Origin of the sequence: Burkholderia sp. RF4-BP95 (assembly GCF_001521985.1) — a bacterium.
Classification (GTDB): domain Bacteria; phylum Pseudomonadota; class Gammaproteobacteria; order Burkholderiales; family Burkholderiaceae; genus Burkholderia; species Burkholderia diffusa.
The window spans coordinates 103,775-124,446 of record NZ_LOSX01000009.1; the positions used below are offsets into that span (position 1 = coordinate 103,775).

23 protein-coding genes and 3 pseudogenes are annotated in these 20,672 nt (G+C 63.1%); 16 read left to right on the forward strand and 10 right to left on the reverse strand.

Translation table 11 applies throughout. The features are described from left to right. Nucleotides 1-550 precede the first annotated feature (550 nt). From WS46_RS02270 to WS46_RS33245, 12 genes and pseudogenes are all read left to right on the forward strand, one after another. A complete protein-coding gene (locus WS46_RS02270; protein WP_156436999.1) occupies nucleotides 551-1,717 on the forward strand; it encodes a 4Fe-4S dicluster domain-containing protein in 1,167 nt (388 codons plus the stop codon). Further along, entirely contained in the window at nucleotides 1,704-2,162 is a 459-nt protein-coding gene (locus WS46_RS02275; RefSeq protein ID WP_059534706.1) for a cyclic nucleotide-binding domain-containing protein, read from the forward strand. The genes WS46_RS02270 and WS46_RS02275 overlap by 14 nt, the downstream gene beginning before the upstream one ends. Then, on the forward strand, nucleotides 2,143-3,003 hold the full coding sequence (locus WS46_RS02280; RefSeq protein WP_208456498.1) for an FAD/NAD(P)-binding protein: 861 nt from the start codon (nucleotides 2,143-2,145) through the stop codon (nucleotides 3,001-3,003). The genes WS46_RS02275 and WS46_RS02280 overlap by 20 nt, the downstream gene beginning before the upstream one ends. Nucleotide 3,004: 1 nt before the next feature. Further along, complete coding sequence (locus WS46_RS02285) at nucleotides 3,005-3,781, forward strand: oxidoreductase (protein WP_059534710.1); 777 nt, start codon at nucleotides 3,005-3,007, stop codon at nucleotides 3,779-3,781. Continuing rightward, nucleotides 3,771-5,066 (forward strand): Ni/Fe hydrogenase subunit alpha, encoded by a 1,296-nt coding sequence (locus tag WS46_RS02290; RefSeq protein WP_059534712.1) that lies wholly within the window; start codon nucleotides 3,771-3,773, stop codon nucleotides 5,064-5,066. Before WS46_RS02285 ends, WS46_RS02290 begins: the two co-directional genes overlap by 11 nt. Next, nucleotides 5,063-5,590 carry a hydrogenase maturation protease gene (locus WS46_RS02295; RefSeq protein ID WP_059534714.1) on the forward strand — a complete coding sequence of 176 codons (528 nt, stop codon included), beginning with the start codon at nucleotides 5,063-5,065 and terminating at the stop codon, nucleotides 5,588-5,590. Before WS46_RS02290 ends, WS46_RS02295 begins: the two co-directional genes overlap by 4 nt. Next, complete coding sequence (locus tag WS46_RS02300; RefSeq protein ID WP_059534717.1) at nucleotides 5,583-5,870, forward strand: hydrogenase/urease maturation nickel metallochaperone HypA; 288 nt, start codon at nucleotides 5,583-5,585, stop codon at nucleotides 5,868-5,870. The genes WS46_RS02295 and WS46_RS02300 overlap by 8 nt, the downstream gene beginning before the upstream one ends. Further along, nucleotides 5,867-8,200 (forward strand): carbamoyltransferase HypF, encoded by a 2,334-nt coding sequence (gene hypF, locus WS46_RS02305; RefSeq protein WP_208456496.1) that lies wholly within the window; start codon nucleotides 5,867-5,869, stop codon nucleotides 8,198-8,200. The genes WS46_RS02300 and hypF overlap by 4 nt, the downstream gene beginning before the upstream one ends. Beyond that, on the forward strand, nucleotides 8,200-8,442 hold the full coding sequence (locus tag WS46_RS02310; protein ID WP_059534793.1) for a HypC/HybG/HupF family hydrogenase formation chaperone: 243 nt from the start codon (nucleotides 8,200-8,202) through the stop codon (nucleotides 8,440-8,442). Before hypF ends, WS46_RS02310 begins: the two co-directional genes overlap by 1 nt. Next, nucleotides 8,439-9,584: a hydrogenase formation protein HypD gene (gene hypD / locus WS46_RS02315; RefSeq protein WP_059534795.1), complete on the forward strand. Its 1,146-nt coding sequence runs from the start codon at nucleotides 8,439-8,441 to the stop codon at nucleotides 9,582-9,584. The genes WS46_RS02310 and hypD overlap by 4 nt, the downstream gene beginning before the upstream one ends. Next, a complete protein-coding gene (hypE, locus tag WS46_RS02320; protein WP_059534718.1) occupies nucleotides 9,581-10,633 on the forward strand; it encodes a hydrogenase expression/formation protein HypE in 1,053 nt (350 codons plus the stop codon). Before hypD ends, hypE begins: the two co-directional genes overlap by 4 nt. 374 nt (nucleotides 10,634-11,007) lie before the next feature. Next, nucleotides 11,008-11,568 (forward strand): annotated as a pseudogene (locus WS46_RS33245) (transposase); the annotation flags it as partial. A gap of 286 nt (nucleotides 11,569-11,854) precedes the next feature. On the opposite strand, the gene WS46_RS02325 reads toward WS46_RS33245, so the two are convergent. Genes WS46_RS02325 through WS46_RS02335 form a run of 3 tightly spaced genes read right to left on the reverse strand, consistent with a single transcriptional unit; the run spans nucleotide 11,855 to nucleotide 12,706 of the window. After that, nucleotides 11,855-12,058 carry a hypothetical protein gene (locus WS46_RS02325; protein WP_059534720.1) on the reverse strand — a complete coding sequence of 68 codons (204 nt, stop codon included), beginning with the start codon at nucleotides 12,056-12,058 and terminating at the stop codon, nucleotides 11,855-11,857. A 12-nt stretch (nucleotides 12,059-12,070) separates the two neighbouring features. Beyond that, nucleotides 12,071-12,295 carry a hypothetical protein gene (locus tag WS46_RS02330; protein ID WP_059534722.1) on the reverse strand — a complete coding sequence of 75 codons (225 nt, stop codon included), beginning with the start codon at nucleotides 12,293-12,295 and terminating at the stop codon, nucleotides 12,071-12,073. A gap of 12 nt (nucleotides 12,296-12,307) precedes the next feature. Then, a complete protein-coding gene (locus tag WS46_RS02335; protein ID WP_059534724.1) occupies nucleotides 12,308-12,706 on the reverse strand; it encodes a GIY-YIG nuclease family protein in 399 nt (132 codons plus the stop codon). A gap of 202 nt (nucleotides 12,707-12,908) precedes the next feature. On the opposite strand from WS46_RS02335, the gene WS46_RS36305 reads away from it, so the two are divergent. The 4 genes and pseudogenes from WS46_RS36305 to WS46_RS33255 form a co-directional block, all read left to right on the forward strand. Further along, on the forward strand, nucleotides 12,909-13,235 hold the full coding sequence (locus tag WS46_RS36305; RefSeq protein WP_059534726.1) for a hypothetical protein: 327 nt from the start codon (nucleotides 12,909-12,911) through the stop codon (nucleotides 13,233-13,235). Nucleotides 13,236-13,264: 29 nt separating this feature from the next. Next, on the forward strand, nucleotides 13,265-13,606 hold the full coding sequence (locus tag WS46_RS36310; protein ID WP_244139237.1) for a hypothetical protein: 342 nt from the start codon (nucleotides 13,265-13,267) through the stop codon (nucleotides 13,604-13,606). Between the two features lie 12 nt (nucleotides 13,607-13,618). After that, nucleotides 13,619-13,981 (forward strand): annotated as a pseudogene (locus tag WS46_RS02345) (ATP-binding protein); the annotation flags it as partial. Then, nucleotides 13,966-14,223, forward strand: a pseudogene (locus WS46_RS33255) (PDDEXK nuclease domain-containing protein); the annotation flags it as partial. The pseudogenes WS46_RS02345 and WS46_RS33255, both read left to right, overlap by 16 nt. A gap of 617 nt (nucleotides 14,224-14,840) precedes the next feature. On the opposite strand, the gene speB reads toward WS46_RS33255, so the two are convergent. The 7 genes from speB to WS46_RS02380 are packed head-to-tail and all read right to left on the reverse strand — an operon-like array spanning nucleotide 14,841 to nucleotide 20,640. Then, the gene (speB, locus tag WS46_RS02350; protein ID WP_156437003.1) at nucleotides 14,841-15,791 is read right to left on the reverse strand and encodes an agmatinase; all 951 of its coding nucleotides are present in this window, start codon (nucleotides 15,789-15,791) and stop codon (nucleotides 14,841-14,843) included. A gap of 11 nt (nucleotides 15,792-15,802) precedes the next feature. After that, on the reverse strand, nucleotides 15,803-16,438 hold the full coding sequence (locus WS46_RS02355; protein ID WP_257127707.1) for a cupin domain-containing protein: 636 nt from the start codon (nucleotides 16,436-16,438) through the stop codon (nucleotides 15,803-15,805). Nucleotides 16,439-16,470: 32 nt separating this feature from the next. Next, complete coding sequence (locus WS46_RS02360) at nucleotides 16,471-17,169, reverse strand: DUF1989 domain-containing protein (RefSeq protein ID WP_059534734.1); 699 nt, start codon at nucleotides 17,167-17,169, stop codon at nucleotides 16,471-16,473. 13 nt (nucleotides 17,170-17,182) lie between these two features. Continuing rightward, complete coding sequence (locus WS46_RS02365) at nucleotides 17,183-18,442, reverse strand: M20 family metallo-hydrolase (protein ID WP_059534737.1); 1,260 nt, start codon at nucleotides 18,440-18,442, stop codon at nucleotides 17,183-17,185. Further along, nucleotides 18,439-19,305 (reverse strand): amino acid ABC transporter ATP-binding protein, encoded by an 867-nt coding sequence (locus WS46_RS02370; RefSeq protein ID WP_082721810.1) that lies wholly within the window; start codon nucleotides 19,303-19,305, stop codon nucleotides 18,439-18,441. Before WS46_RS02370 ends, WS46_RS02365 begins: the two co-directional genes overlap by 4 nt. After that, complete coding sequence (locus tag WS46_RS02375) at nucleotides 19,302-19,955, reverse strand: amino acid ABC transporter permease (protein WP_059534739.1); 654 nt, start codon at nucleotides 19,953-19,955, stop codon at nucleotides 19,302-19,304. Before WS46_RS02375 ends, WS46_RS02370 begins: the two co-directional genes overlap by 4 nt. Before the next feature lie 22 nt (nucleotides 19,956-19,977). Then, nucleotides 19,978-20,640: an amino acid ABC transporter permease gene (locus WS46_RS02380; protein WP_059534741.1), complete on the reverse strand. Its 663-nt coding sequence runs from the start codon at nucleotides 20,638-20,640 to the stop codon at nucleotides 19,978-19,980. Nucleotides 20,641-20,672: the final 32 nt, after the last annotated feature.

A 20,672-nucleotide genomic window follows, 5' to 3' on the forward strand; every position in this document is an offset into this window, starting at 1 on the left:
GAATCCGTCTGCAGTACGAGAGAATCATTTACGTTCCCACCGAGCGCTCCTTGCAGCCGCCAAGTTGACAGTCCCAGTGGGACTGGTACCGTTCCGGCTCGCGCGTTTCGTGCCGCTGGTGTCAACGGCCGGGCCATCGCGCTGGTGGCTTTGAAGCGCACGCGCGCCGTGCTTCGCGACTACCGCGTCGGCACGCGATCGATTTGAGCTTCGGCGGGTCGATCCGGCTCTACTGTGCGAACTTTTGGCTAATGGTGCGCCCCCACGGGCGATGCGATTCTAGCGTCCTGTGACGAAATCGATTTCGGGGCTGTTGGTACGGGTGAGGCAGCATAGAAATTGCGATGTCAACGCCCCCGACCCGGTGCACATTGAGGGTTGATGCATGTCAAGAAGCTCAGGCACATTCGACTTAACCTCCATACCAGCGAGGTGTTCGACACTTCATAGGAATTCGTCCAGTTGAGGACGAAGACCCTGTCCGGCTGATAGCCGGAGCGGGCCGCCACCATCAGCCATTCAGCCTCCTCGGCGTCATTCTCGGCGTGTCATGATGAAAGCGCATTCGTCTACGCAAGTGCACCCGGTGGCGGTCGATCGGGCAGGGATTCAGACGCTGATCGACGTGCTCGCCGGAATCGGCTACCGGGTAATCGGGCCGACTGTTCGGGATGGGGCGATCATCTATGACGACGTGGCTTCCGTCGGCGATCTTCCCGTTGGCTGGACCGACCGACAGGATGCAGGACACTATCGCATCGAGCGGCGCGATGACGAAGCACTGTTCGGATTTGCGGTCGGGCCGCATTCGTGGAAGCGCTTTCTTCATCCGCCGATCGAGCGTCTGTTTGCGGCCGTCGATACCGATATCGGCGTCGCCATCGTGCCCGGCGCACACGAATCGCGCAAGCTCGCGCTCATCGGCGTAAGAGCGTGCGAGTTGCACGCCATCGCCATTCAGGATCGCGTTTTTTGTGAAGGCCGCTACATCGATCGGCGCTACGCACAGCGACGGCGCGATGTGTTCATCGTCGCGGTCAACTGCGGCCAAGCGGGCGGGACGTGCTTTTGCACGTCTATGCAAACCGGACCGGCGGTCAATTCGGGTTTCGACCTGGCACTGACGGAACTGCCGCCCGGCGAGGGTGGGGCCATTGTCGTCGAAGTCGGCAGCGATGCCGGAGCGGCGCTCGTCGAGCGCATCCCGCATCGCCCGGCAACCGACGCAGAGTGCGACGCGGCGAGGGCAGTGGTCGAGCACACGTCCGGCCAGATGGGACGTACGATGCAAACCGACGGGATCCGGTCGCTTCTCCAGAACAACCCGAATCATCCGCGCTGGACTGACGTCGCAGGGCGATGCCTGAGCTGCGGCAATTGCACGATGGTCTGCCCGACCTGCTTCTGCACGACCGTGGAGGATCATGGCGACCTCGCGGGGTCGAAGGCCGAGCGCGTGCGCAAATGGGACTCGTGTTTCACGCTGGATTTCTCCCATCTGCATGGGGGCAGTGTGCGCAACACAGCGGCCGCCCGGTACCGTCAATGGCTGACGCACAAGCTTGCGAGCTGGATCGACCAGTTCGGCACATCGGGTTGTGTCGGTTGCGGACGTTGCATCACCTGGTGTCCGGTCGGTATCGACATCACGGAAGAGGTTGCGGCAATCCGGGGCACATCTGGAAACGCGCAGGAGCAAACGGATGGAAGGGCTTGAGCACATTCTTGCAGAGCATCCGTTCTTTGCCGGATTCGACGCGCGGCATCTTGAAATCGTTCAAGGCTGCGTGTCCAACCGCCGATGCGAGGTGGACCAATATGTCTTGCGCGAGGGTGAGCCTGCGGACGAATTCTACCTAATTCGCCACGGTCGCATTGCGCTGGAGATTTCCTCTCCCGGACGAAAGCCCGTCGTGGTCGAAACCATCGGCGCAGGCGAGATCGTCGGGGCCTCATGGCTCATTTCTCCCTATCGGTGGATGTTCGATGCGCGGGCATTGGAGTTGACCCGGTTGATCGGCATCGACGCCGCATGCTTGCGCGAAAAGTGCAAGCGCGACCACGATTTCGGCTATCAGATGATGAAGCGCTTCTTGCCGATCCTCGCGAAGCGCTTACATGCCACCCGGATGCAGATTCTCGATGTCTATGGAAAGCACTGATACGGCCGGCGCGCCGTCCTACGATCCGCTCGTGCCACGTATTTGCCGTGTCGCGCGCCGGCATCGGGAGCTTCGGGACACCGCCACGCTCGAGATCGTGCCGTTGTCGGGCGCGCGAGCGCTGATCGGCTCCGGCCAGTTCAACATGCTGTACGTGTTTGGTGTAGGCGAAGTTCCGATCAGCACGAGTGGCGATCCGGCCGACGATGCGGCGTTCGTGCATACGATCCGAGAGGTCGGCGCGGTCAGCCGGGCGCTCGCGCGGCTCTCGCCGGGCGCGACGCTCGGCGTGCGCGGCCCGTTCGGCGTCGGCTGGCCGATTGCCGCTGCCGCCGGCACGGACGTCGTGATCGTTGCGGGCGGACTCGGACTCGCTCCGCTGCGGCCGGCGATTTACGAAATCATAGCCCGCCGCAGCCGGTTTGGCCGGGTCGCGATTCTGTTCGGCTGCCGCCATCCTGACGAAATCCTCTATCGTCGCGAGCTCGAACGATGGGGCCGGTATCTGGACATCGACGTCGACGTGACCGTGGACCATGCGGATGCCGACTGGCACGGCAACGTCGGCGTCGTGCCTGCGTTGATTGCCCGCACGGCGTTCGATCCGCGCGAGGCAACGGCCTTGGTCTGCGGACCGGAGGTGATGATGCGCTTTGCAGTCGCCGCGCTGAAGGAAAGAGGCGTGCCCGACGATCGCATTTACCTGTCGATGGAGCGCAACATGAAGTGCGCGGTCGGCCACTGCGGTCACTGCCAGTTCGGCTCGACGTTCGTTTGCAAGGATGGGCCCGTCATGCGATACGACGCGATTGCCCGCATCTTCGCGGTTCGGGAGATCTGACATGCATGAACGACATCATCCGAGGCTTGCCGTCTGGAAATTCGCGTCATGCGACGGTTGTCAGCTGTCGCTGCTCGACTGCGAAGACGAGCTGCTGGGCCTGGCGGATACCGTCGACATCGCAAGTTTCCCCGAGGCCTCGAGCGCCGTTGCCCGCGGCCCCTACGATCTTTCGCTCGTCGAAGGTTCGATCACGACCGCGCACGACGCGCAACGCATTCGGCAGGTGCGGCGGCAATCGAGGTATCTCGTCACGATCGGCGCGTGCGCCACGGCGGGCGGGATTCAGGCCCTGCGCAATTTCGCCGACGTGAATGCGTTCGTTTCCATGGTCTATGCGTCGCCGCAGTACATCGAGACGCTGGCGACATCCACGCCGATTTCCGAACACGTTCCGGTCGATTACGAACTGCAAGGCTGCCCGATCGACAAGGGACAGCTTCTCGACGTGATTGCCGCGTTCATCGCTGGCCGCAAGCCCGCGATTCCCACCCACAGCGTCTGCATCGAATGCAAGGCGCACGGCGCCGTCTGCGTTCTGGTGCAGGGCACCCCTTGCCTCGGCCCCGTCACGCACGCCGGCTGCGGCGCGCTTTGTCCGTCGTTCCGGCGGGGCTGCTATGGCTGCTACGGTCCGATGGAGACACCCAACACGACGGCGCTGGCGAACGAATGGCAGGCGCGCGGCGCCGCGCCGCGCGACATCCGCCGGGCGTTTCGGACATTCTATGCAGCAGTGGAGCCCTTCACGAGCGAGAGCGAGCGCCATGCCGAATAAGACGCGGACGATTCACGTCGATTATCTCGCGCGCGTTGAAGGGGAAGGTGCGCTCGACCTGCGCATTCGCGGCGATCGTGTCACGTCGGCTCGGTTACGCATCTTCGAGCCGCCCCGTCTGTTCGAGGCGCTACTCAGAGGGCGCGGCTACGCCGAAGTGCCCGATATCGTCACGCGAATTTGCGGAATCTGCCCGATTGCGTACCAGATGAGCGCGGTTCACGCGATCGAGCGCGCGTTCGGCGTCGAGGTCGGCGGGCAATTGCGCGCGCTGCGACGGCTGATCTATTGCGGCGAGTGGATCGAGAGCCACGCATTGCACGTCGTCATGCTGCACGCGCCGGACTTTCTCGGGTTCCCGGACGCGATCGCGATGGCCCGCGTGCACGGCGACGCGGTCCGGCGCGGCCTCGCGTTGAAAAAGGCCGGCAATGCGATGCTGCGCGTGCTGGGCGGCCGCGAGATTCATCCCGTCAACGTCAGGGTTGGCGGTTTTCATCGTGCGCCCGGGCGTTCCGACCTCGCGCCGCTTGCGGCGATCCTCGAGGAGGCGCGCGAAACGGCCGTCGACCTCGTTCGGTGGGTCGCGGCGTTCCCGTTCCCCGATTTTGAGCGCGACTACGAGTTTGTCGCGATGCGCCATCCCGACGAATACCCGCTCAATGAAGGCCGTCTGATGTCGAGTCGCGATATCGACATCGACGCCAGCGCGTTCGAAACCGAATTCGAGGAACGGCATGTTGCCCATTCGACGGCACTGCACGCGCATGTCAAGCGACGCGGTGCGTATCTGGTTGGGCCGCTCGCGCGCTATGCGCTGAACTTCGACCGTCTGCCCGTTTCAGTGCGCGAGTTCGCGCGCGACGCCGGGCTCGGCCCGATGTGCCGGAATCCATTCCGGAGCATCGTCGTGCGGGCACTCGAAATCGTTTATGCGTGCGAGGAGGCACTCAGGCTGATCGCGGCATACGATCCGCCCGAGCCAGCCGCGCTGCCTGTCGAGCCGGTCGCAGGAGTCGGTTTCGGGTGCACTGAGGCGCCACGCGGCATCTGCTGGCACCGGTACGCGTTCGACGCTGAAGGGACGATTCGCGAAGCGCGCATCGTCCCACCGACGTCGCAAAACCAGCCGAGCATCGAAGCGGATCTCGCCGCGCTTGCGGCGCCGCTCGTCGATGCGACCGACGACGTCATCCGCGAGCATTGCGAGCGCGGGATCCGGAATCACGATCCGTGCATCTCGTGTTCCGCGCATTTCCTCAACTTGAATGTGAGACGAACATGACAGGCACGACCGAACGGCAGGTTCGGCGACCTGCAATCCGCAGCGTGCGCGTTATCGGGGTAGGCAATCCGGACCGCGGCGACGATGGCGTCGGTTGTCTCGTCGCGAAGCGGCTCGCCGGCCGCTTGCCGGCCGACGTCTCGCTGCTGGCGCGAGGCGGCGACGTGATGGATATCGGTGAGGACATGACCGATATCGACGCATTGGTCTGCATCGACGCTGCCGCTCCAACGGGTTCGCCCGGCCGGGTCAGCCGGATCGATCTGACAAAGCAGACGATCGAGCAGGGCGCGTCGTTCGCGTCCAGTCACGGGCTTGGCCTCGCGGAGGCGATCGCGCTTGCTGAAGCGCTTGGTACCGCGTCGCGGGACATCGTGATCTATGCGATCGAGGGTGTGTCGTTCGACCCCGGCGCGGCGATGACGCCTGAAGTGGCCGCCGCTGTGGGCGAGGTCGCGGATCGGGTCGTCACGGAGGTGGGCAGGCTCAGGCGGCGCGTGAAGGAGGGTTCAGACGATGCATGAAACAGGACTGGTTCGCGAACTCGTGCGCAGAATCGCCCATGCGGTCCACGAGGCAGGCGCCAACGGAGTGAGCGACGTTCACGTCTGGATGGGTGCGCTGGTGCCATTTTCCCTGGAGCATTTTCGCGAGCATTTCGAAGAGGAAGTGCGCGGAACGCCCGTTGAGGGTGCGGCGCTCCATATCGAATCGTCCGACGATATCGACGACACGAACGCGCAGCACGTGATTCTGAAGCGAATTAGTCTGCGCGTACCACCTGACGAGCAGGACGGGCCATGATGAAGGGCATCTTGCGCTCGGCCAGCGAGGGCGGTGCTCTCCAGCGGTTGCGCGTCACGGTGACCGGTGAGGTGCAGGGCGTCGGATTCCGGCCGTTCGTGTATCGGCTTGCGGCAAGCGAAGGGCTCGCGGGCTTTGTGCGCAATACCGGCGATGGCGTGCTGCTCGAGGTCGAAGGCTCGCGTGTCGCGCTCGCGCGCTTTGTCGAGCGCCTCGATACGGAGGCTGCTGGGCCCATGCACATCCGCGAGCGGCAGATCTGCGAGATTGCATTGCAAGGTGGAAACGTCTTCCAGATCGCACCCAGCACGCGTGAGGCCGGACACTTGCCGGTGATACTGCCCGACCTTGCCGTCTGCGCGGATTGCCTTGCTGAGATGGCCGATCCGGACAACCGGCGTTATCGCTACCCGTTCACGACCTGCATGCATTGCGGCCCGCGCTTTTCCATCATTGAAGGGGTTCCGTACGATCGGGCGCGCACTACGATGCGGCAATTCGCGATGTGCGCCGCGTGCCGCGCCGAGTACGACGACTCTGGCTCGCGGCGCTTTCATGCTGAGACCAATGCCTGCCCGCGCTGCGGGCCGGGGCTGATGCTGTGGGATGCCGACGGACGGGGGAGGGCGACCGGGCAACAGGCGCTGCGCGAAGCGGCAAATGCGCTGCGCAGAGGTGAAATCGTCGCGATGAAGGGCCTGGGGGGCTTCCAGTTGCTCGTCGATGCGCGCGACGAACCGGCGGTGCGCCGTCTGCGCATGCGAAAGAACCGACCGACGAAGCCGTTAGCGATCATGGCACCGTCGGGCGTGGCAGTCATGGCACTCGCCGACACAGACGCCGTGGAGCAACGGTTACTGTCTTGCGCTGCTGCTCCGATCGTGCTGCTGCGCTCGCATGCGCACGCCGGGCTGGTCGCGCCAAACGTTGCACCCGGCAACGCGTGGCTCGGTGTCATGCTGCCTTACACGCCTTTGCATCATCTTTTGATGGGCGAACTGGGCTTTCCGATCGTTGCGACGAGCGGTAATCGCGGCCGCGAACCGATCGTCGCCAGCGAGCACGAAGCTCTCGAGCGCCTTGGCGGCCTGGCGGACTGCTTTCTCGTGCATGACCGGCCGATCGCGCACCCGATTGATGATTCGGTCGTCCGGGTAATCGCAGGCGAGTCGGTCGTGTTGCGGCATGCACGGGGCTATGCGCCGCTTGACCTTGCACTGAGCGATCCGGAAGGGAGCGATGCGGCCGGTTGCATCGCGCTTGGCGGACACGGAAAGAGTGCCGTCGCTGTCTCGTCGGCGGGCCGGGTCGTGCTCGGCCCTTATATCGGCGACCTCGATGCAAGCGCCGTGCGCGAGGCCTTCGCGCGATCGGTCGACGCCATGACGGCGCTGTACGGCGTCGCGCCGGGGACCGCGGCTTGCGACATGCATCCCGACTACCACAGCACGCGGTTCGCCGAGCGTGATCCGACTCGGGTACTGCACGTTCCCCATCACGTGGCGCACGTGCTCGCCGGAATGGTCGATAACGGTCTTGACGAGCCGGTGCTCGGCGTAGCGTGGGACGGCAGCGGCGTTGACGGCGACGGGACGGTCTGGGGCGGCGAATTTCTTGCGATCGACCACCGGCGCTACCGGCGCGTCGCACACTTGCAACCGTTCCGATTGCTCGGCGGTGACGCCGCTGCACGAGAGCCGAACCGTTCTGCACTTGGCGCGTTGCATGCAATATATGGCGGCGCGGCGTTGTCGATGACAAGTCTGCGCCCGGTTGCGGCTTTTGCGGCCCGCGAGCGTCAGTTGTTCGCGGCTATGCTCGGACAAGGCGTCCATTCGCCCTGGACGTCGAGCGCCGGGCGATTGTTTGATGCCGCCGCAGCCATCGTGGGGTTATGCGCGCAATCGAGCTTTGAAGGAGAGGCCGCCATCGCCCTGGAAGGGGCAGCGATGCGCGCAGCGCGTGCGCACCCGCTCGACGCGCCTGTGCTGCGCGAGGAGGGGGGGGCATGGATTGCAGACTGGCGTCCGATGTTTGCGTCGCTCACGGAGGCCACCGGCGAATGTGTTCCCGCGGAGGCGCTCGCGCGCGCATTCCACGATGCCTTCGCATGCCTTGTCGTCGCTGTCGCGCGCCGGATCGGTATTCGTTGCGTGTTGCTGACCGGCGGATGCTTTCAGAATGCAGTGCTCGCGGGCACTACCCTTTCGCAGCTTCGGGCCGAAGGATTCGACGCAAGGTGTCATTGCCGCGTGCCGCCTAATGACGGCGGGTTGGCCGTCGGACAGGCGGCATTCGCCGCGCGGCGCCTGATCGAGGAGAAATGCTGATGTGTCTTGCTGTTCCAGGAGAACTTCTCGGTATCGACGATGACGACGCGCTGACGCGTCACGGACGTGTTGCGTTCGGCGGCATCGTCAAGCAGGTGAACCTTGCCTACGTTCCGGACGCTCGCCCCAGAGACTATGTGCTGGTTCACGCAGGTTTCGCGATCGCCGTGATCGATGAAATCGAGGCATCGAGGATGCTTGACGCGCTCGGCGCTCTCGATCCCGAGGAGCCATGCCCGTGAAGCACATCGACGAATGGCGCAGCCCCCCCGCGGCACACTGCTGGGCGGAGGCCATCGCGCGAATGACCACACGTCCATGGACCATCATGGAGATCTGTGGCGGCCAGACACACTCGATCATACGCTACGGAATCGACCGCATGCTTCCCGATGGCATATCGCTGCTGCATGGACCGGGATGCCCCGTCTGCGTAACGCCGTCAGGTGTCATCGATGCCGCCATCGCCATCGCGAGCCGGCCCGGCGTCACATTGTGCTCGTTCGGCGACATGGTGCGCGTGCCGGGCGGGCGTGGCAGCCTGCAGAGTTCCCGTGCGCTCGGCGCGGACGTCAGGATCGTCTATTCGCCACTGGATGCCCTGACCGTCGCGCGAAAGGAGCCTGATCGCGACGTCGTGTTCTTCGCGATCGGATTCGAAACTACTGCGCCTGCTACCGCGATGGCTGTCCTGCAAGCCGAGCGTGAAGACATCGGGAATTTTTTCCTGCTGGCGTCGCACGTGCTTGTGCCGCCGGCGATCGAAGCGATACTCGGCGACTCGACGAGCGGCGTGCAGGGATTTCTCGCGGCCGGACACGTTTGTACTGTCATGGGATATACGGAATACGAGTCCATTGCCCGACGTCATCACGTTCCTATCGTCGTGACCGGCTTCGAGCCCGTCGATCTGCTACAGGGTCTTTACCTGTGCATTCGCCAGCTGGAGGCCGGCAGAACTGAGGTCGAGAATCAGTACAGCCGCGCGGTGCGGCGCGACGGCAATCGCGTCGCCCGCGACGCCATCTCGACGGTGTTTGTACCACAGTCGCAATACTGGCGCGGCATGAGCAGCATCCCCGAGAGCGGACTTGGACTTGCGCCTGCGTATCGTCGCTACGACGCACTCGATCGATTTGGCGACGGCGTGTCACAGCCCGAGCACGACGGGGAATGCATGTCGGCCGAGCTCCTGCGCGGCCGCAAGAAGCCGGGAGAGTGTCCCGCGTTCGGCACGCGTTGTACGCCGGAACATCCGCTTGGCGCAACCATGGTGTCGTCGGAAGGGGTTTGTGCCGCCTATTATCGCTACCGGCGCGCAGAGCCGACGCCCTCCGCAGGCACGATCGGAGATATGCATCGCGACGTGAGGAAATCGACATGAACGAGCCCCCCGGTTTCACCCCAGCCTGCCCGGCACCCGTCGGTGCCCGTGACATCGTCGAGATCGGACATGGTGGCGGCGGGCGGCTCATGCATCGCCTCATCGACGACGTGTTTCGCCCGGCGTTCGCATCGGATCCGCTTGATCTCACGCACGACGGCGCGAGGCTTGAGTTCGGGCGCGACGTCGGGTTCCTGGCGTTCACGACCGATTCGTACGTCGTGCGTCCGCTGTTCTTCCCAGGCGGCAATATCGGCTCCCTGGCTGTCAACGGCACGGTCAATGATCTGGCGATGTGCGGTGCCGAGCCATGCTATCTGAGCGCGGGATTCGTCATCGAAGAAGGTTTTGGCGTGGACGAGCTGCGCAGAATCGTCGAATCGATGCGTAATGCAGCGGCGAGGGCAGGGGTGCGAATCGTGACGGGCGACACGAAGGTCGTCGAGCGCGGCAAGGGTGACGGACTTTACATCAATACGTCGGGCGTGGGTGTAATTCGCTCCCTCGCCCCGATTGCGCCGCGCAATGTCCAGCCTGGGGACGCGGTGATCGTGAGCGGCGATATAGGACGGCATGGCATCGCGGTCCTCGCAGTGCGAGAGGGCCTTGAGTTCGAGACGGAGATCACGAGCGATTGCGCGCCGCTTGCGGACGCCGTACGCTCACTGATCGCTGCGGGGATCGAGATTCATTGCATGCGCGATCTGACACGAGGCGGACTGGCAACCGCGCTGATCGAGATTGCGGAAGCTGCGAATTTCCTGATCGAGCTCGACGAGTCTGCGATCCCCGTCAGTGACGCGGTCCGGGGCGCCTGTGAAATTCTGGGCCTGGATCCTCTCTATGTGGCAAACGAGGGCCGATTCATTGCACTCGTACCGACCGCGCATGCGGAATTAGCGCTGGCGTGCCTCAGGTTCTTCAGTCGCGACGCTGTCATCATCGGGCGTGCCGATCGCGCTCGACAGTCTGAAGTGCGTCTGCGCACGATAGGTGGAGCGCGCATTCTGGACATGCACAGCGGAGAACAGCTTCCGCGAATATGCTGACCGTCCTGCACGCCGTTCGCGCGGGTCTGCGTACCCGGTTTGACGAAGCGCCATCGGCTTGCGCGCCAGGGTATGCGCGAGCAAATGGCGCTTGGATTGTCCATTGACAGTCGTGTGGTGTCGATGATCACGCGGATGGGGCCGGGCGGGTGGGCTGCCAACACCGGCGCTCGAGCCGATTCAACGGCAATTGAGCCGATTCTAAGTCCTTGGCGTTACAGTTACAGGAGCGAATGTCTGGCATGATCTATCGAGTCTCATTTGGAAAGGAAGAGACGGATTGCCCTTAGAAGATGTTTCAAGAAGAGCGAAAAGGGCTGTCACTTCGACCCGAACCTGTTAACTTCGAGCGTTGTGACCGACGGATCGAGGAGATGGGCAAACCAATCATCGACGACGAACCGAGGGCATTGATCGAACCACTACTGCCACCAGCAAAGCCGAGGCGCTTCCGGTATCCTGGGCGCAGGCCTGTTCCAGATCGGGTTGCGCTCACGGGAATCCTGTTCGTGCGCAAGACCGGCATACGCTGGAACGAACTGCCTGCCGAGATGGGCTGTGGATCAGGCATCAGTTGCTGGCGCCGCTTGCGCAACCCGGCTCCAAACACCACACGCCACCGACGCTAACGGTACGACGATCGCGGTCATCCTGACCGGCGCCAACCGCAACGACATCACGCAACTGCTGACGCTGGTGGAAGCGAGTCCGCCGATTCGCGGTGTGCGTGGCAGGCCGCTTCGCAAGCCAGGCCGGATCTATGCCAATCGCGCTTACGATTACGACAAGTATCGCCGGCCACTGCACGCGGCAGGCACCCGACTTCGATTTCCCGACGTGGTGAGCCTCTCGGTAGCGGCCTCGGCAAAGTGCGCTGGGTGGTCGAACGCACTCACGCATGGCTGCGTGGTTTTCGCCGTTTGCGTACCCGGTTTGCAGCGAACGTACTTTCAGTCGAAGAGGCAGACCACCTTTGGACCCAATTGAAAGCGATCGTGCGCACATTGAAGCGAGCAGGGCATACGCGGCCACGGGTTGCTCGCCGCCCACCGGCAGCGCCTCCCTGTCAACGAGATTTCTTCGGTGAGATCGAAGCGATCAAGAAACGGGCGGAGCAACGCGAGCCTGCCGAGCTCGAGTAGACACGTCAGGCAACCCTGTCGCTTGGCCGGTGAAGTTAAGCTGTTTTTTTCGGCTCAGACCAGAGCATTCCTCGGCGATCTACACCAACGACATTTGGTTCGACAGGCCTTCGGGAACGGCGTAGTCCTTTTCCGTTGCGATCCTGTCCCGCCGTCCACTGGGGAGCGCATCACCGCTTCGCTCTGCGTTTCCGTAGTCCGGAAGATGCTTGCGCAGCCACGCGGCCCCAAGCACATCGGACGAGAACACGACCCCCGGGGCAATCTGAACAAGCTGAGTCATTGGAGAATTCTCCTAAACGGATTGAACGTCAAAGTGCGCAGTGGCGTAGCGAGCGCTGCAGTCCCACACTTCGACGCCGTCGCGGGTGAACGTTGCCCAGCCGTCCTTCACCGTCATCCGCGCGGTGGGGAACACGGTGCCATAGCCATTGGCGGTTGCGGCGAATATGGTGCGTTCCCGGCAACGAACGACGTATTCACCATCGTCGAGGACGTGGACCTCCTGCTTGCTATCCAATCCGGCGGCGCCTTATCTTCCGTTCTGCTGCGACCAGTAGTCTGGTCGGGGCGCCGGTAGGACCCGTTGGCGCTTTTTCGGCGCCCACTTCGCAAAGTCGAATTCGATCCCGTGTCGCGCGAATACGATCTTCGCCCGCGCGGTGCTCTTTCTTTTCCAAGCATTCCGTCGACGAACGTCAACCTTCAGAAGGGCTTCATACGCAAACGCCTCTTGGCGGGTCTCGAAGCGCTTTGCGGCCAAAAGGCGCCATTTGCGGCCCTTGGTCCATCCTGAATTGTTATCAGAATTGTGCGCATGCAGCCTGCGCTTCAGGTTAGAGGTTGAACCCAAGTAGGTCAGGCCTTCGGAGCATACAAGCAGATAGGTCCACGCGGCAGACATATGGGCATCCTCTTCCTTCAGGAGCATTCAGCGGCAAGTCGATCGTGACTAGGCATCGCGTCGATCGAGGCTGCGAAACTCCGGGCGATTGCAGTTCATAAACTCATCGTAGTTTAACCCGGTAAGACTTGTTCTCCAGCGTTTCCTCCAACTGCAGCGAGTCCTGCCGCGTAAAGGGTGGGCGGGAAGCCCTTCCGCTTTGAGGCCGGGATGGCAAGCGACCCATACCGTGTCGCTCTCCTCCGCGAGAAAGTGGGCGGGCGCATCGTTCGGCGAACATGGCACCTGGGTGCTCGATGCACCGGATATTTTGCTCTCCGGCGCCGCGACGGCCGACAACCTGCGCGATTCCGTATCCCGCCATGCCCGTGAGGGTCGTCGGGTGCTGCTGCTTGCACATTCCGACCTGCCGCTCGCCGATGACGCGCTGCCGCAGGCATTGACGCCCGTCGCGCTCAGCTATCTTCACGGCACGCTCGACCAGGCGCGAACCGCGGCAACCGTAACGCTGTGCGCCTCGCCCTTTGGATCCTCGCGCAACTTGCTCGACCGTTGAGCGCTGCGCCACTGGGCATCGTTGTCGGGATGGCCACCGCGTTCGCCGCCGTTATCGTCGTTGCACGGTTGCGGATCTTCTTTGCGATCGAGGCGCTACTCGTCCCGATATGGCTGGGTGTGGCCAGCATCGCAGTGCTGGCCTGTTCCGGCAAGGTACTCGTCAACCTGCGCGGTGCGCAGGGAATCATCCGGCTGCGACAGAAAGTCGGCGATCAGCGGCTGGAAGCACCTGCGAGCGCGCGCTCGCGTTCAGCCGCGCGAAGTACAGCACCATCAAGGGCATCCTCGAAAAGGGCCAGCGAACCCGTGCCCCGACCGGCGCTTACCAGAACGGCGGCCGCTTCGGCCGTGATCTCCAATCCCTGCTGATCCACTGACACCATGAATCCGAGTCCCGAACTGAATTCCATCCTCAAGCAACTCCGCCTGTCCGGCATCCTCGACTCGCTTGAGCAGCGCAACCGTCAGGCGATCGACGCGCAGCTCGCCTATACCGAGTGCCTTGGCATGCTGCTGCGCGCCGGCTTCGCGATGGGCAAGACACTCGAGACGTTCGACTTCGACCGGCTGTCTACGTTGAACCGCTCACACGTTCATGATCTCGCGACGGGCCGGTATCTCGATGAGAAGGTTGCGATCCTGATCGCCAGGCCGACCGGCACCGGCAGAAGCCACTTGGCGCAGGCGCTGGGCCACTGCGCCGCCCGCCAAGGCCGCGATGTGCTGTTAGCTATGCGGACGCAGGGCAGATGCACCTCTACCTCAACTACGCGCATGAACACTGGATGAAGCCAGGAGAGAACCCCCCAGTCGGCTTGATTCTGTGAGCGGGAAAAGGCGCAGCTGAGGCACATTACGCATTGGACAACCTGCCGAACAAGGTACTCGCGGCCGAGTATCAGACAGTCCTGCCGGATGAGGCGACGTTTGCCCGAGAATTGGAACGCACCAGGATCGAATTGGAGCGCCGTGGCCGCAGTACGTGACTTTGCGCCCGAAGCACGGAGATACGCCGATGCGCGATGTCGGCGAGGACACTGAATCGATCGTCCGGTCATTTCTGAGATGCCGGGACTGGCGATAAAGCAATGCGAAAACACTCTACTTTGCGCCGTCGGCCGCTGACGAAGGCGCAATTGCTGCCACTTCCTACGGATTAGGTCCGTCGTCTTTCGCTCAAGCACCATCTCGCACTTGCGGCGCTATGTGGCGGACGTGGCGACGTTGATTCGATCGTCACGCTGTCCAATGTGCGGGCCCTCGCATTCAATTTACGTGCGGATGGAAGAGAGGAGCCGTATCGCAGTGCATTGCGCGGGCAGAGCGCGGTGATCAGTGGACCTTGACGGATTCCGAGCGTACTTCACTCGAAGCGTCGCTTCTTGTCCATGATGAGCGACGTGCTGTAATGCCAGTCCATCGCTACCTCGACGCGCTGGAGCACATGCAGCGTGTTAGCACACCAGACTTTGGTTTGCCGATCGACCTGGACTGAGACATGAGCGTTGGTCACCCGAATGGCGGTTCCGCCACAGACAGCGGACGCTGGCCTGCCGAACAGGGTCTTCGCATTGCATTGCGGTAGCCCCGTCAACCGTCACCCTCAGGCGCCGGTGGAGTCGCAGCGTCTCGCAAAAAGACAGAGCATTTCATACATCAATGTCGCCGCGATCAGTGCGGTATTGCCACTGGGATCGTATGGAGGCGAGACCTCGACGACATCGCCACCTACCCAGTTCAGTCCTTCGAGACCCCGTAGCAGCGCAAGTGTCTCGCGGGTCGTCAAGCCGCCGATCTCCGGTGTTCCGGTGCCGGGCGTGAATACCGGATCCAGTCCATCCACGTCGAGCGACAGGTAGACCGGTGCGTCGCCGACCACGCGCCGTGCTTCCTCCGCGATCGCCGCGGGACCGCGCGCGTCGAACTCTTCGATGAACACGACGCGCATGCCGCTCTCGATCGAGTAGCGCCAGCCTTCGTCGGAATTTTGCGCACCCCTGATACCGATCTGGATCGTGCGTTCCGGATTCAGTAGTCCGGCCTCCACTGCGCGGCGAAATGGTGCGCCGTGCGTGAATTTCGAACCCTTGAAACAGTCCCACGTGTCCGTATGCGCGTCGATGTGCACGAGCGAGATGGGTTCCTTCGGCGCCATTGCCTGAAAGATCGGGTACGTGATCGAATGGTCGCCGCCTGCTGTCAGCGGGATCTTGCCGGCAGCGAAGATCGGTTCGAAGAAACGGCGGATGTCTTCATGCGCGCGCTCGAGGTGATAAAGATCCGTGAACGGCACGTCGCCGATATCGCCGACCCGACATGCCGTGAACGGGTCGAAGCGCGTCACGTGGTGAGTGGTGCGTGTCATCGTCGACATGTTACGGATCTCCCGCGGACCGTAGCGCGCGCCGGGCCGCGCGGTGACGCCACCGTCGAAGGGCACACCGGCGAGGACAATGTCCAGTTGATCGAGATCCGTGCATGGCGGCACGCGCATGAAGGTTGGGATGCCGCTAAAACGCGGCAATTGCATCGCCGTGAGGTCGGTACCTGGCACGTTGACGGTTCCTAGAAGGTAGGCGGCGTATTGATCCACAGCACGCGGGTCACGGTCCTGGCCGGGTTGCGGTAGCTGTGCGGTACGCTGCTTGGAAAATAGAACGAATCGCCCGTTTGCAGCACGTAGCGCTCGTCGCCGAGAGTCAGTTCCAATTCGCCTTCGATCACATAACCTAGCTCTTCACCGGCGTGGGAAATCTGCTCGTCGCTGCTTGTGTGCGGTTCGATCACGTGGATGTCGCCTTGCAGTAACTGGCCGGGGCCTGGCACCACCACGCGCTCCAGCACGATCGAACCGCGGTTGCGGGCAGTCGGAAAGCTGACGGACGGCCGCGCGTTCGCGCGCTGCACCGGCGACGTGTTGATGTCTGGCCCGGACACGAGGGCTGCGATGTTGGTCGACAGCGCCTGCGCCAGTCGGTGAAGCGTGGCAAGCGACGGTGTCGCATGACCGCCTTCGACTTTTGACAGCAGGCTTTCCGAACAGCCGGCCTGCTCGGCGAGAGCCTTGAGCGTGAGTTTCCGCACCATGCGCGCATGCTTCAGACGCACACCGAGTGAATCGCCCGGCGTGGCTTGCGACGGTGCTGAGCCTTTGCTGGCCGAGGCGCGGCCAGTTTGGGATGAGGTTTTTCTGGTTGCCACCGTTGCAATATCGGAAAGGTTGAAAGAGCGGATTACGCTATCACCGTGAACTCGACGTTGACTGGATTGAGCGCGTTGATCGGAATAATATCCTGTGGGCACGCGGACATCACGACCACACAGTCCAGTACGGCCTTGATGTCAACATGGTCGCCGGCCTTCGATACGGGCGGCAGCCAGTCGATCGTATAGTCGGGCTTGATCGGAATGTTCATCCACAGGTTGAACGGTTGTGGCACTTCCCGCGCGCGCAGGCCGATTGCCTTCAGCGCGAGGCGCATGTTGTCGGCGCAGTTGTCATGATAGCCCTCGACGCCGAGATTCTTGTAGCGGTAAAGATCACATGCGGCGATCAGCGTATCGTGTACGCCCGGCGACGTGTCGACGGCGAGTTCCGCGATGGGCCGCCGATGGTTTGTGACGAGTGGGTCGCCAGGCTGCGGAACGACCTTGTCCAGATAGGCGCGTGTATGTTCGAACGACAGGAATTCGTTGAGATGCGCCGCGTTGAAAATCCATGTATCGCAGACCTGGGTGCCGTGCGGGTTCGCAATGCGGATGGTCTGACCCGCCTTCAGGCGCACCGCGCGGCCGCAACGGGCAGGAACGGTATACGTCTTGCCCAGTTCCGGTGTGCCGTCTGCCGAAATCGGTTCGTGCAGCGTCGCATTCAGGCCCTGTTCGGTGCCGTTGTCGTGCATATGCAGTTCTTCGGTATGAGTCGTGCTCATTGAGACTCCTTCATCAAGGTTCGTTGCAGAGAGTGGCAAGGCAATGCGCGAGAGCGCGCGTGCCCAGCACGAGGTGATCGTCGTCGGTTGATTCGAGCGGGTTGTGACTGATCCCGCCGCGGCTTGGCACGAACAGCATGGCGGTCGGGCAGTGGCGTGCCAGATACATGGCGTCGTGGAAAGCGCCCGATGTCAGCGTGAGCGTTGGAGCGGCGAGTGCGGCGCATGCGTCGGCAAGGCGTGCAACCAATGCGTCGTCGAAGCAGACCGGCGCATGCGAGAACAGCGGCTCGACCGCGACGCGATGCAGTTCTGCGCATTGCGCGAGCTGCTCATCGAAGGCCGTGAGCACATCGGTATCGGGATGGCGAAAATCGACGGTGAAGGTGACAGCCGATGCAATCGTATTGATCGAATTCGGCGCCACCGACCAGCGCCCGAACGTCACGCGCGTATGTTCCTGACCGAGCGCGGTTGAGAATGCTTCGATTTCAGCGCGCACGGCGATCGCCAGTGTCATCGCGTCATGGCGTGCATGCATCGGCGTGGTGCCGGCGTGCGCCGCGACACCCTCACAGGTGATTGCATGCCAGCGCACGCCCTGAATGCCGCAGACAACACCCAGCGGAACGCTTGCCAGTTCGAGTTGCGGCCCCTGCTCGATATGCAGTTCGATGAACGCGCGCGTGGGCTGCTGCGCGTCGTGCTTGCCGAGCGTCGGGAAGGTCTTTCGATGCGCGTCCAGTGCAGAGGCGAGCGTGGTGCCAGACGCATCTCTCGCGTCGCGATAGCGTTCGAGGAGCGCCGGGTCGACAAATGCACTCGAACCCATCGCGCCGGGCTGAAAACGGGTGCCTTCCTCGTTGGTCCAGATCGCCACGTCGAGTGGACGCCGGGTCCGGATGCCGGCATCGTTCAGCGCCGCGATGCATTCGATGCCGGCCAGCACTCCATAGCAGCCGTCGAGTTTGCCGCCGGTAGGTTGCGTGTCGATATGGCTGCCGGTCATGACCGGCGCGATATCTTCTGTGCCGGCGCGGCGAATGAAGAGATTCGCGCAGTCGTCAGTCGTGACGGTGCAGCCGAGCGCGTGTGCGCGTTCGATCAAATGGCGGCGCGCCTCGATATCGCACGCCGACAGTGCCGGGCGATCTACACCGCCGTCGGTGCGTGCACCGAATGCAGCCAGGGCGTCGATCGAACCGAGCAGGCGTGAGGGATCGACGTGTGCGCTCGCAGCCTGAGCAGCATGATCGGGGCGATGCGGCGTCATGCGGCGGCCCCCCGGGACGCGCCGTTTTCCGGCGCGTCCATGCCGAGCGTAGCGCAGGCCCCGGCAGCGTTGCCTGCAATCGGCAGGCTCCGGTCGAACCAAGGCTTCAGGAACTGCTGCAAGCGCGGTGTGCGGGTGTTGCCGAAAAGCTGTGCAGGCGGTCCGGCTTCGACGATGCGCCCCGCTTCCATGAACACCACCTTGTCAGATATTTTCGCGGCGAAGCTCATTTCGTGCGTGACCATCACCATTGTCATGCCGTCCTGCGCGAGGGAACGGATCACGCTCAGCACTTCTTCGACCAGCTCGGGGTCGAGTGCGGAGGTCGGTTCGTCGAGCAGCATCACTTCGGGCTCAATCGCAAGGGCACGCGCGATGCCAACGCGCTGTTGCTGGCCGCCGCTCAGCCGCGACGGGTAAGCGTCCGCCCGGTGCTCGAGGCCGACGCGCTGGAGCGCTGCCAGCGCTTTGCGCCGCGCTTCGTCCTTGCGGATTTTCTTTGACAGGACGAGTGGCGCAGCCACGTTGGCGAGCACGGTCATATGCGGCCACAGGTTGAACTGCTGAAACACCATCGCGACGGGCCGGCGCACCTCGGCGAGGCTGGCGTCGCTGTCGCGATCGCGCTCCGTGCGGCCGGCTGAGCGATAGCCGAGAAGTTGCCCCTTGATCCACACCTCGCCCTCGTCGTACGCCTCGAGGAAGTTGATGCAGCGCAAAGCAGTGGTTTTTCCGGAGCCGGATGGACCGATCAACGTCACGATTTCTCCGCGCATCACGTCGAGATCGATGCCTTTGAGCACGCGGGTGGCGCCATACGACTTGCCGACCGCGCGGAGTTGAAGAATGGGGAGAGCGCTCATGAGGTCTTCTGCAAAAAGCTAATCAAGGTCGCGGCCCGTCCGGCAAGTAGCGCGACGGCCTGGGTCAGGAGCCAGTAGCTGACGATCAGCATGGCGTACGGCCCGATATATGCATAGGTGGAGGCAACGATGTCGCTTGCGGTCATGGTCAGTTCAGGCACCGTGATGATCGATGCGACTGCGCTTTCCTTGATCACGAGAATGACCTGATTGGCGAGCAGCGGCAGCGCGAAGGCGACGGCCTGCGGCAGCTCGATTGCACGAAACGCCGCCCACCGGTCAATGCCGAATGCACGTGCCGCCTCGATCTGGCCGCGCGGAATGCTGGCCCATCCAGCGCGGAAAATTTCGGCAAAGTACGCGGCCGAATACAGCGACAGCGAGAGAATGGTGGCCTGCACGGCGCTCATCGTCAGGCCTAGCATCGGCAGGCCGAAATAGACGATCACCAGTTGCGATAGATATGGTGTTCCGCGCACGAGCCACACATACGCTTGATAAGGGTAGGCCAGCGTCTGCGGAAAACGCATCCGCAGCACGTTCAACAGGAAGCCGCCCACCATGCCCGGCAGCGCTGCGAGCAGGCTGACTTCGAGCGTCACGAGCATGGCGGCGGTAAAGCGCGGCACGAGGGAGAGGAATGCATTCATGGGATGGCACCGTTTCCTGGCATCAGGCGCGCTTTGCGACACGCCGCTCGTAGCCGTGCGCGACGAGCGATAGCAGTGACGTAATCGCCAGGTAGAAGCACGCCGCGAGCGTATAGACCTCCAGCGGCCGATAACTGGCTGAGGCGAGCTGCTGGCCGACGCGCATCAGGTCGGTGACAGCGATCACCGAGATGACCGCCGAAGCCTTGACGATGTCGATCGTCTCCGACACCAGCGCCGGCAGCGTCGCCGCCAGCACCTGGGGCACCTCGATATGCCATAGCGTCTGTCGCTGCGTGAGATTGAAGGTGCGCGCCGCTTCGATCTGGCCGCGCGGAATTGACCGGAAGCCGGCGCCCAGAATCTGCGACTGGTACGCAGCCGTGTTCAGAGACAGCCCGATCGCAGCCGCAACCACGCCGGGCAACGTCAGCCCGATCGCCGAGGGCACGTAGTAGAACACCAGCAGTTGCGCGAGCACCGGCGTGCCGCGGAACAGACTGACATAGACCCGCGCCGCGCCGGACATCAGCGTGCTGTCACTTGCCGACATCGTGTAGATGAAAATACCGGCGAAGAAACCACAGACGATCGCCGCAGCGGACAGGCACAGCGTGGTCAGTGCGCCGTCCATCAATTGGGGCAGATAGCTGAGGCAGCGGGCGAGCAGGTCAGGAGTGTTCATGTCGTTTCGATGACCGGAAAACAAGCCACGCT

Bases quoted from the DNA above. Each gene is read 5' to 3' on its own strand.
- WS46_RS02285 (WP_059534710.1), top strand. From the start codon at position 3,005: ATGCATGAACGACATCATCCGAGGCTTGCCGTCTGGAAATTCGCGTCA.
- WS46_RS02275 (WP_059534706.1), top strand. From the start codon at position 1,704: ATGGAAGGGCTTGAGCACATTCTTGCAGAGCATCCGTTCTTTGCCGGA.
- WS46_RS02290 (WP_059534712.1), top strand. From the start codon at position 3,771: ATGCCGAATAAGACGCGGACGATTCACGTCGATTATCTCGCGCGCGTT.
- WS46_RS02365 (WP_059534737.1), bottom strand. From the start codon at position 18,442: ATGACGCCGCATCGCCCCGATCATGCTGCTCAGGCTGCGAGCGCACAC.
- WS46_RS02300 (WP_059534717.1), top strand. From the start codon at position 5,583: ATGCATGAAACAGGACTGGTTCGCGAACTCGTGCGCAGAATCGCCCAT.
- WS46_RS02280 (WP_208456498.1), top strand. From the start codon at position 2,143: ATGTCTATGGAAAGCACTGATACGGCCGGCGCGCCGTCCTACGATCCG.
- WS46_RS02335 (WP_059534724.1), bottom strand. From the start codon at position 12,706: ATGCTCCTGAAGGAAGAGGATGCCCATATGTCTGCCGCGTGGACCTAT.
- WS46_RS02370 (WP_082721810.1), bottom strand. From the start codon at position 19,305: ATGAGCGCTCTCCCCATTCTTCAACTCCGCGCGGTCGGCAAGTCGTAT.
- WS46_RS36310 (WP_244139237.1), top strand. From the start codon at position 13,265: ATGGCCACCGCGTTCGCCGCCGTTATCGTCGTTGCACGGTTGCGGATC.
- WS46_RS02325 (WP_059534720.1), bottom strand. From the start codon at position 12,058: ATGACTCAGCTTGTTCAGATTGCCCCGGGGGTCGTGTTCTCGTCCGAT.
- hypE (WP_059534718.1), top strand. From the start codon at position 9,581: ATGAACGAGCCCCCCGGTTTCACCCCAGCCTGCCCGGCACCCGTCGGT.
- WS46_RS02295 (WP_059534714.1), top strand. From the start codon at position 5,063: ATGACAGGCACGACCGAACGGCAGGTTCGGCGACCTGCAATCCGCAGC.
- WS46_RS02310 (WP_059534793.1), top strand. From the start codon at position 8,200: ATGTGTCTTGCTGTTCCAGGAGAACTTCTCGGTATCGACGATGACGAC.
- WS46_RS02270 (WP_156436999.1), top strand. From the start codon at position 551: ATGATGAAAGCGCATTCGTCTACGCAAGTGCACCCGGTGGCGGTCGAT.
- WS46_RS02360 (WP_059534734.1), bottom strand. From the start codon at position 17,169: ATGAGCACGACTCATACCGAAGAACTGCATATGCACGACAACGGCACC.
- WS46_RS02375 (WP_059534739.1), bottom strand. From the start codon at position 19,955: ATGAATGCATTCCTCTCCCTCGTGCCGCGCTTTACCGCCGCCATGCTC.
- WS46_RS02380 (WP_059534741.1), bottom strand. From the start codon at position 20,640: ATGAACACTCCTGACCTGCTCGCCCGCTGCCTCAGCTATCTGCCCCAA.
- hypF (WP_208456496.1), top strand. From the start codon at position 5,867: ATGATGAAGGGCATCTTGCGCTCGGCCAGCGAGGGCGGTGCTCTCCAG.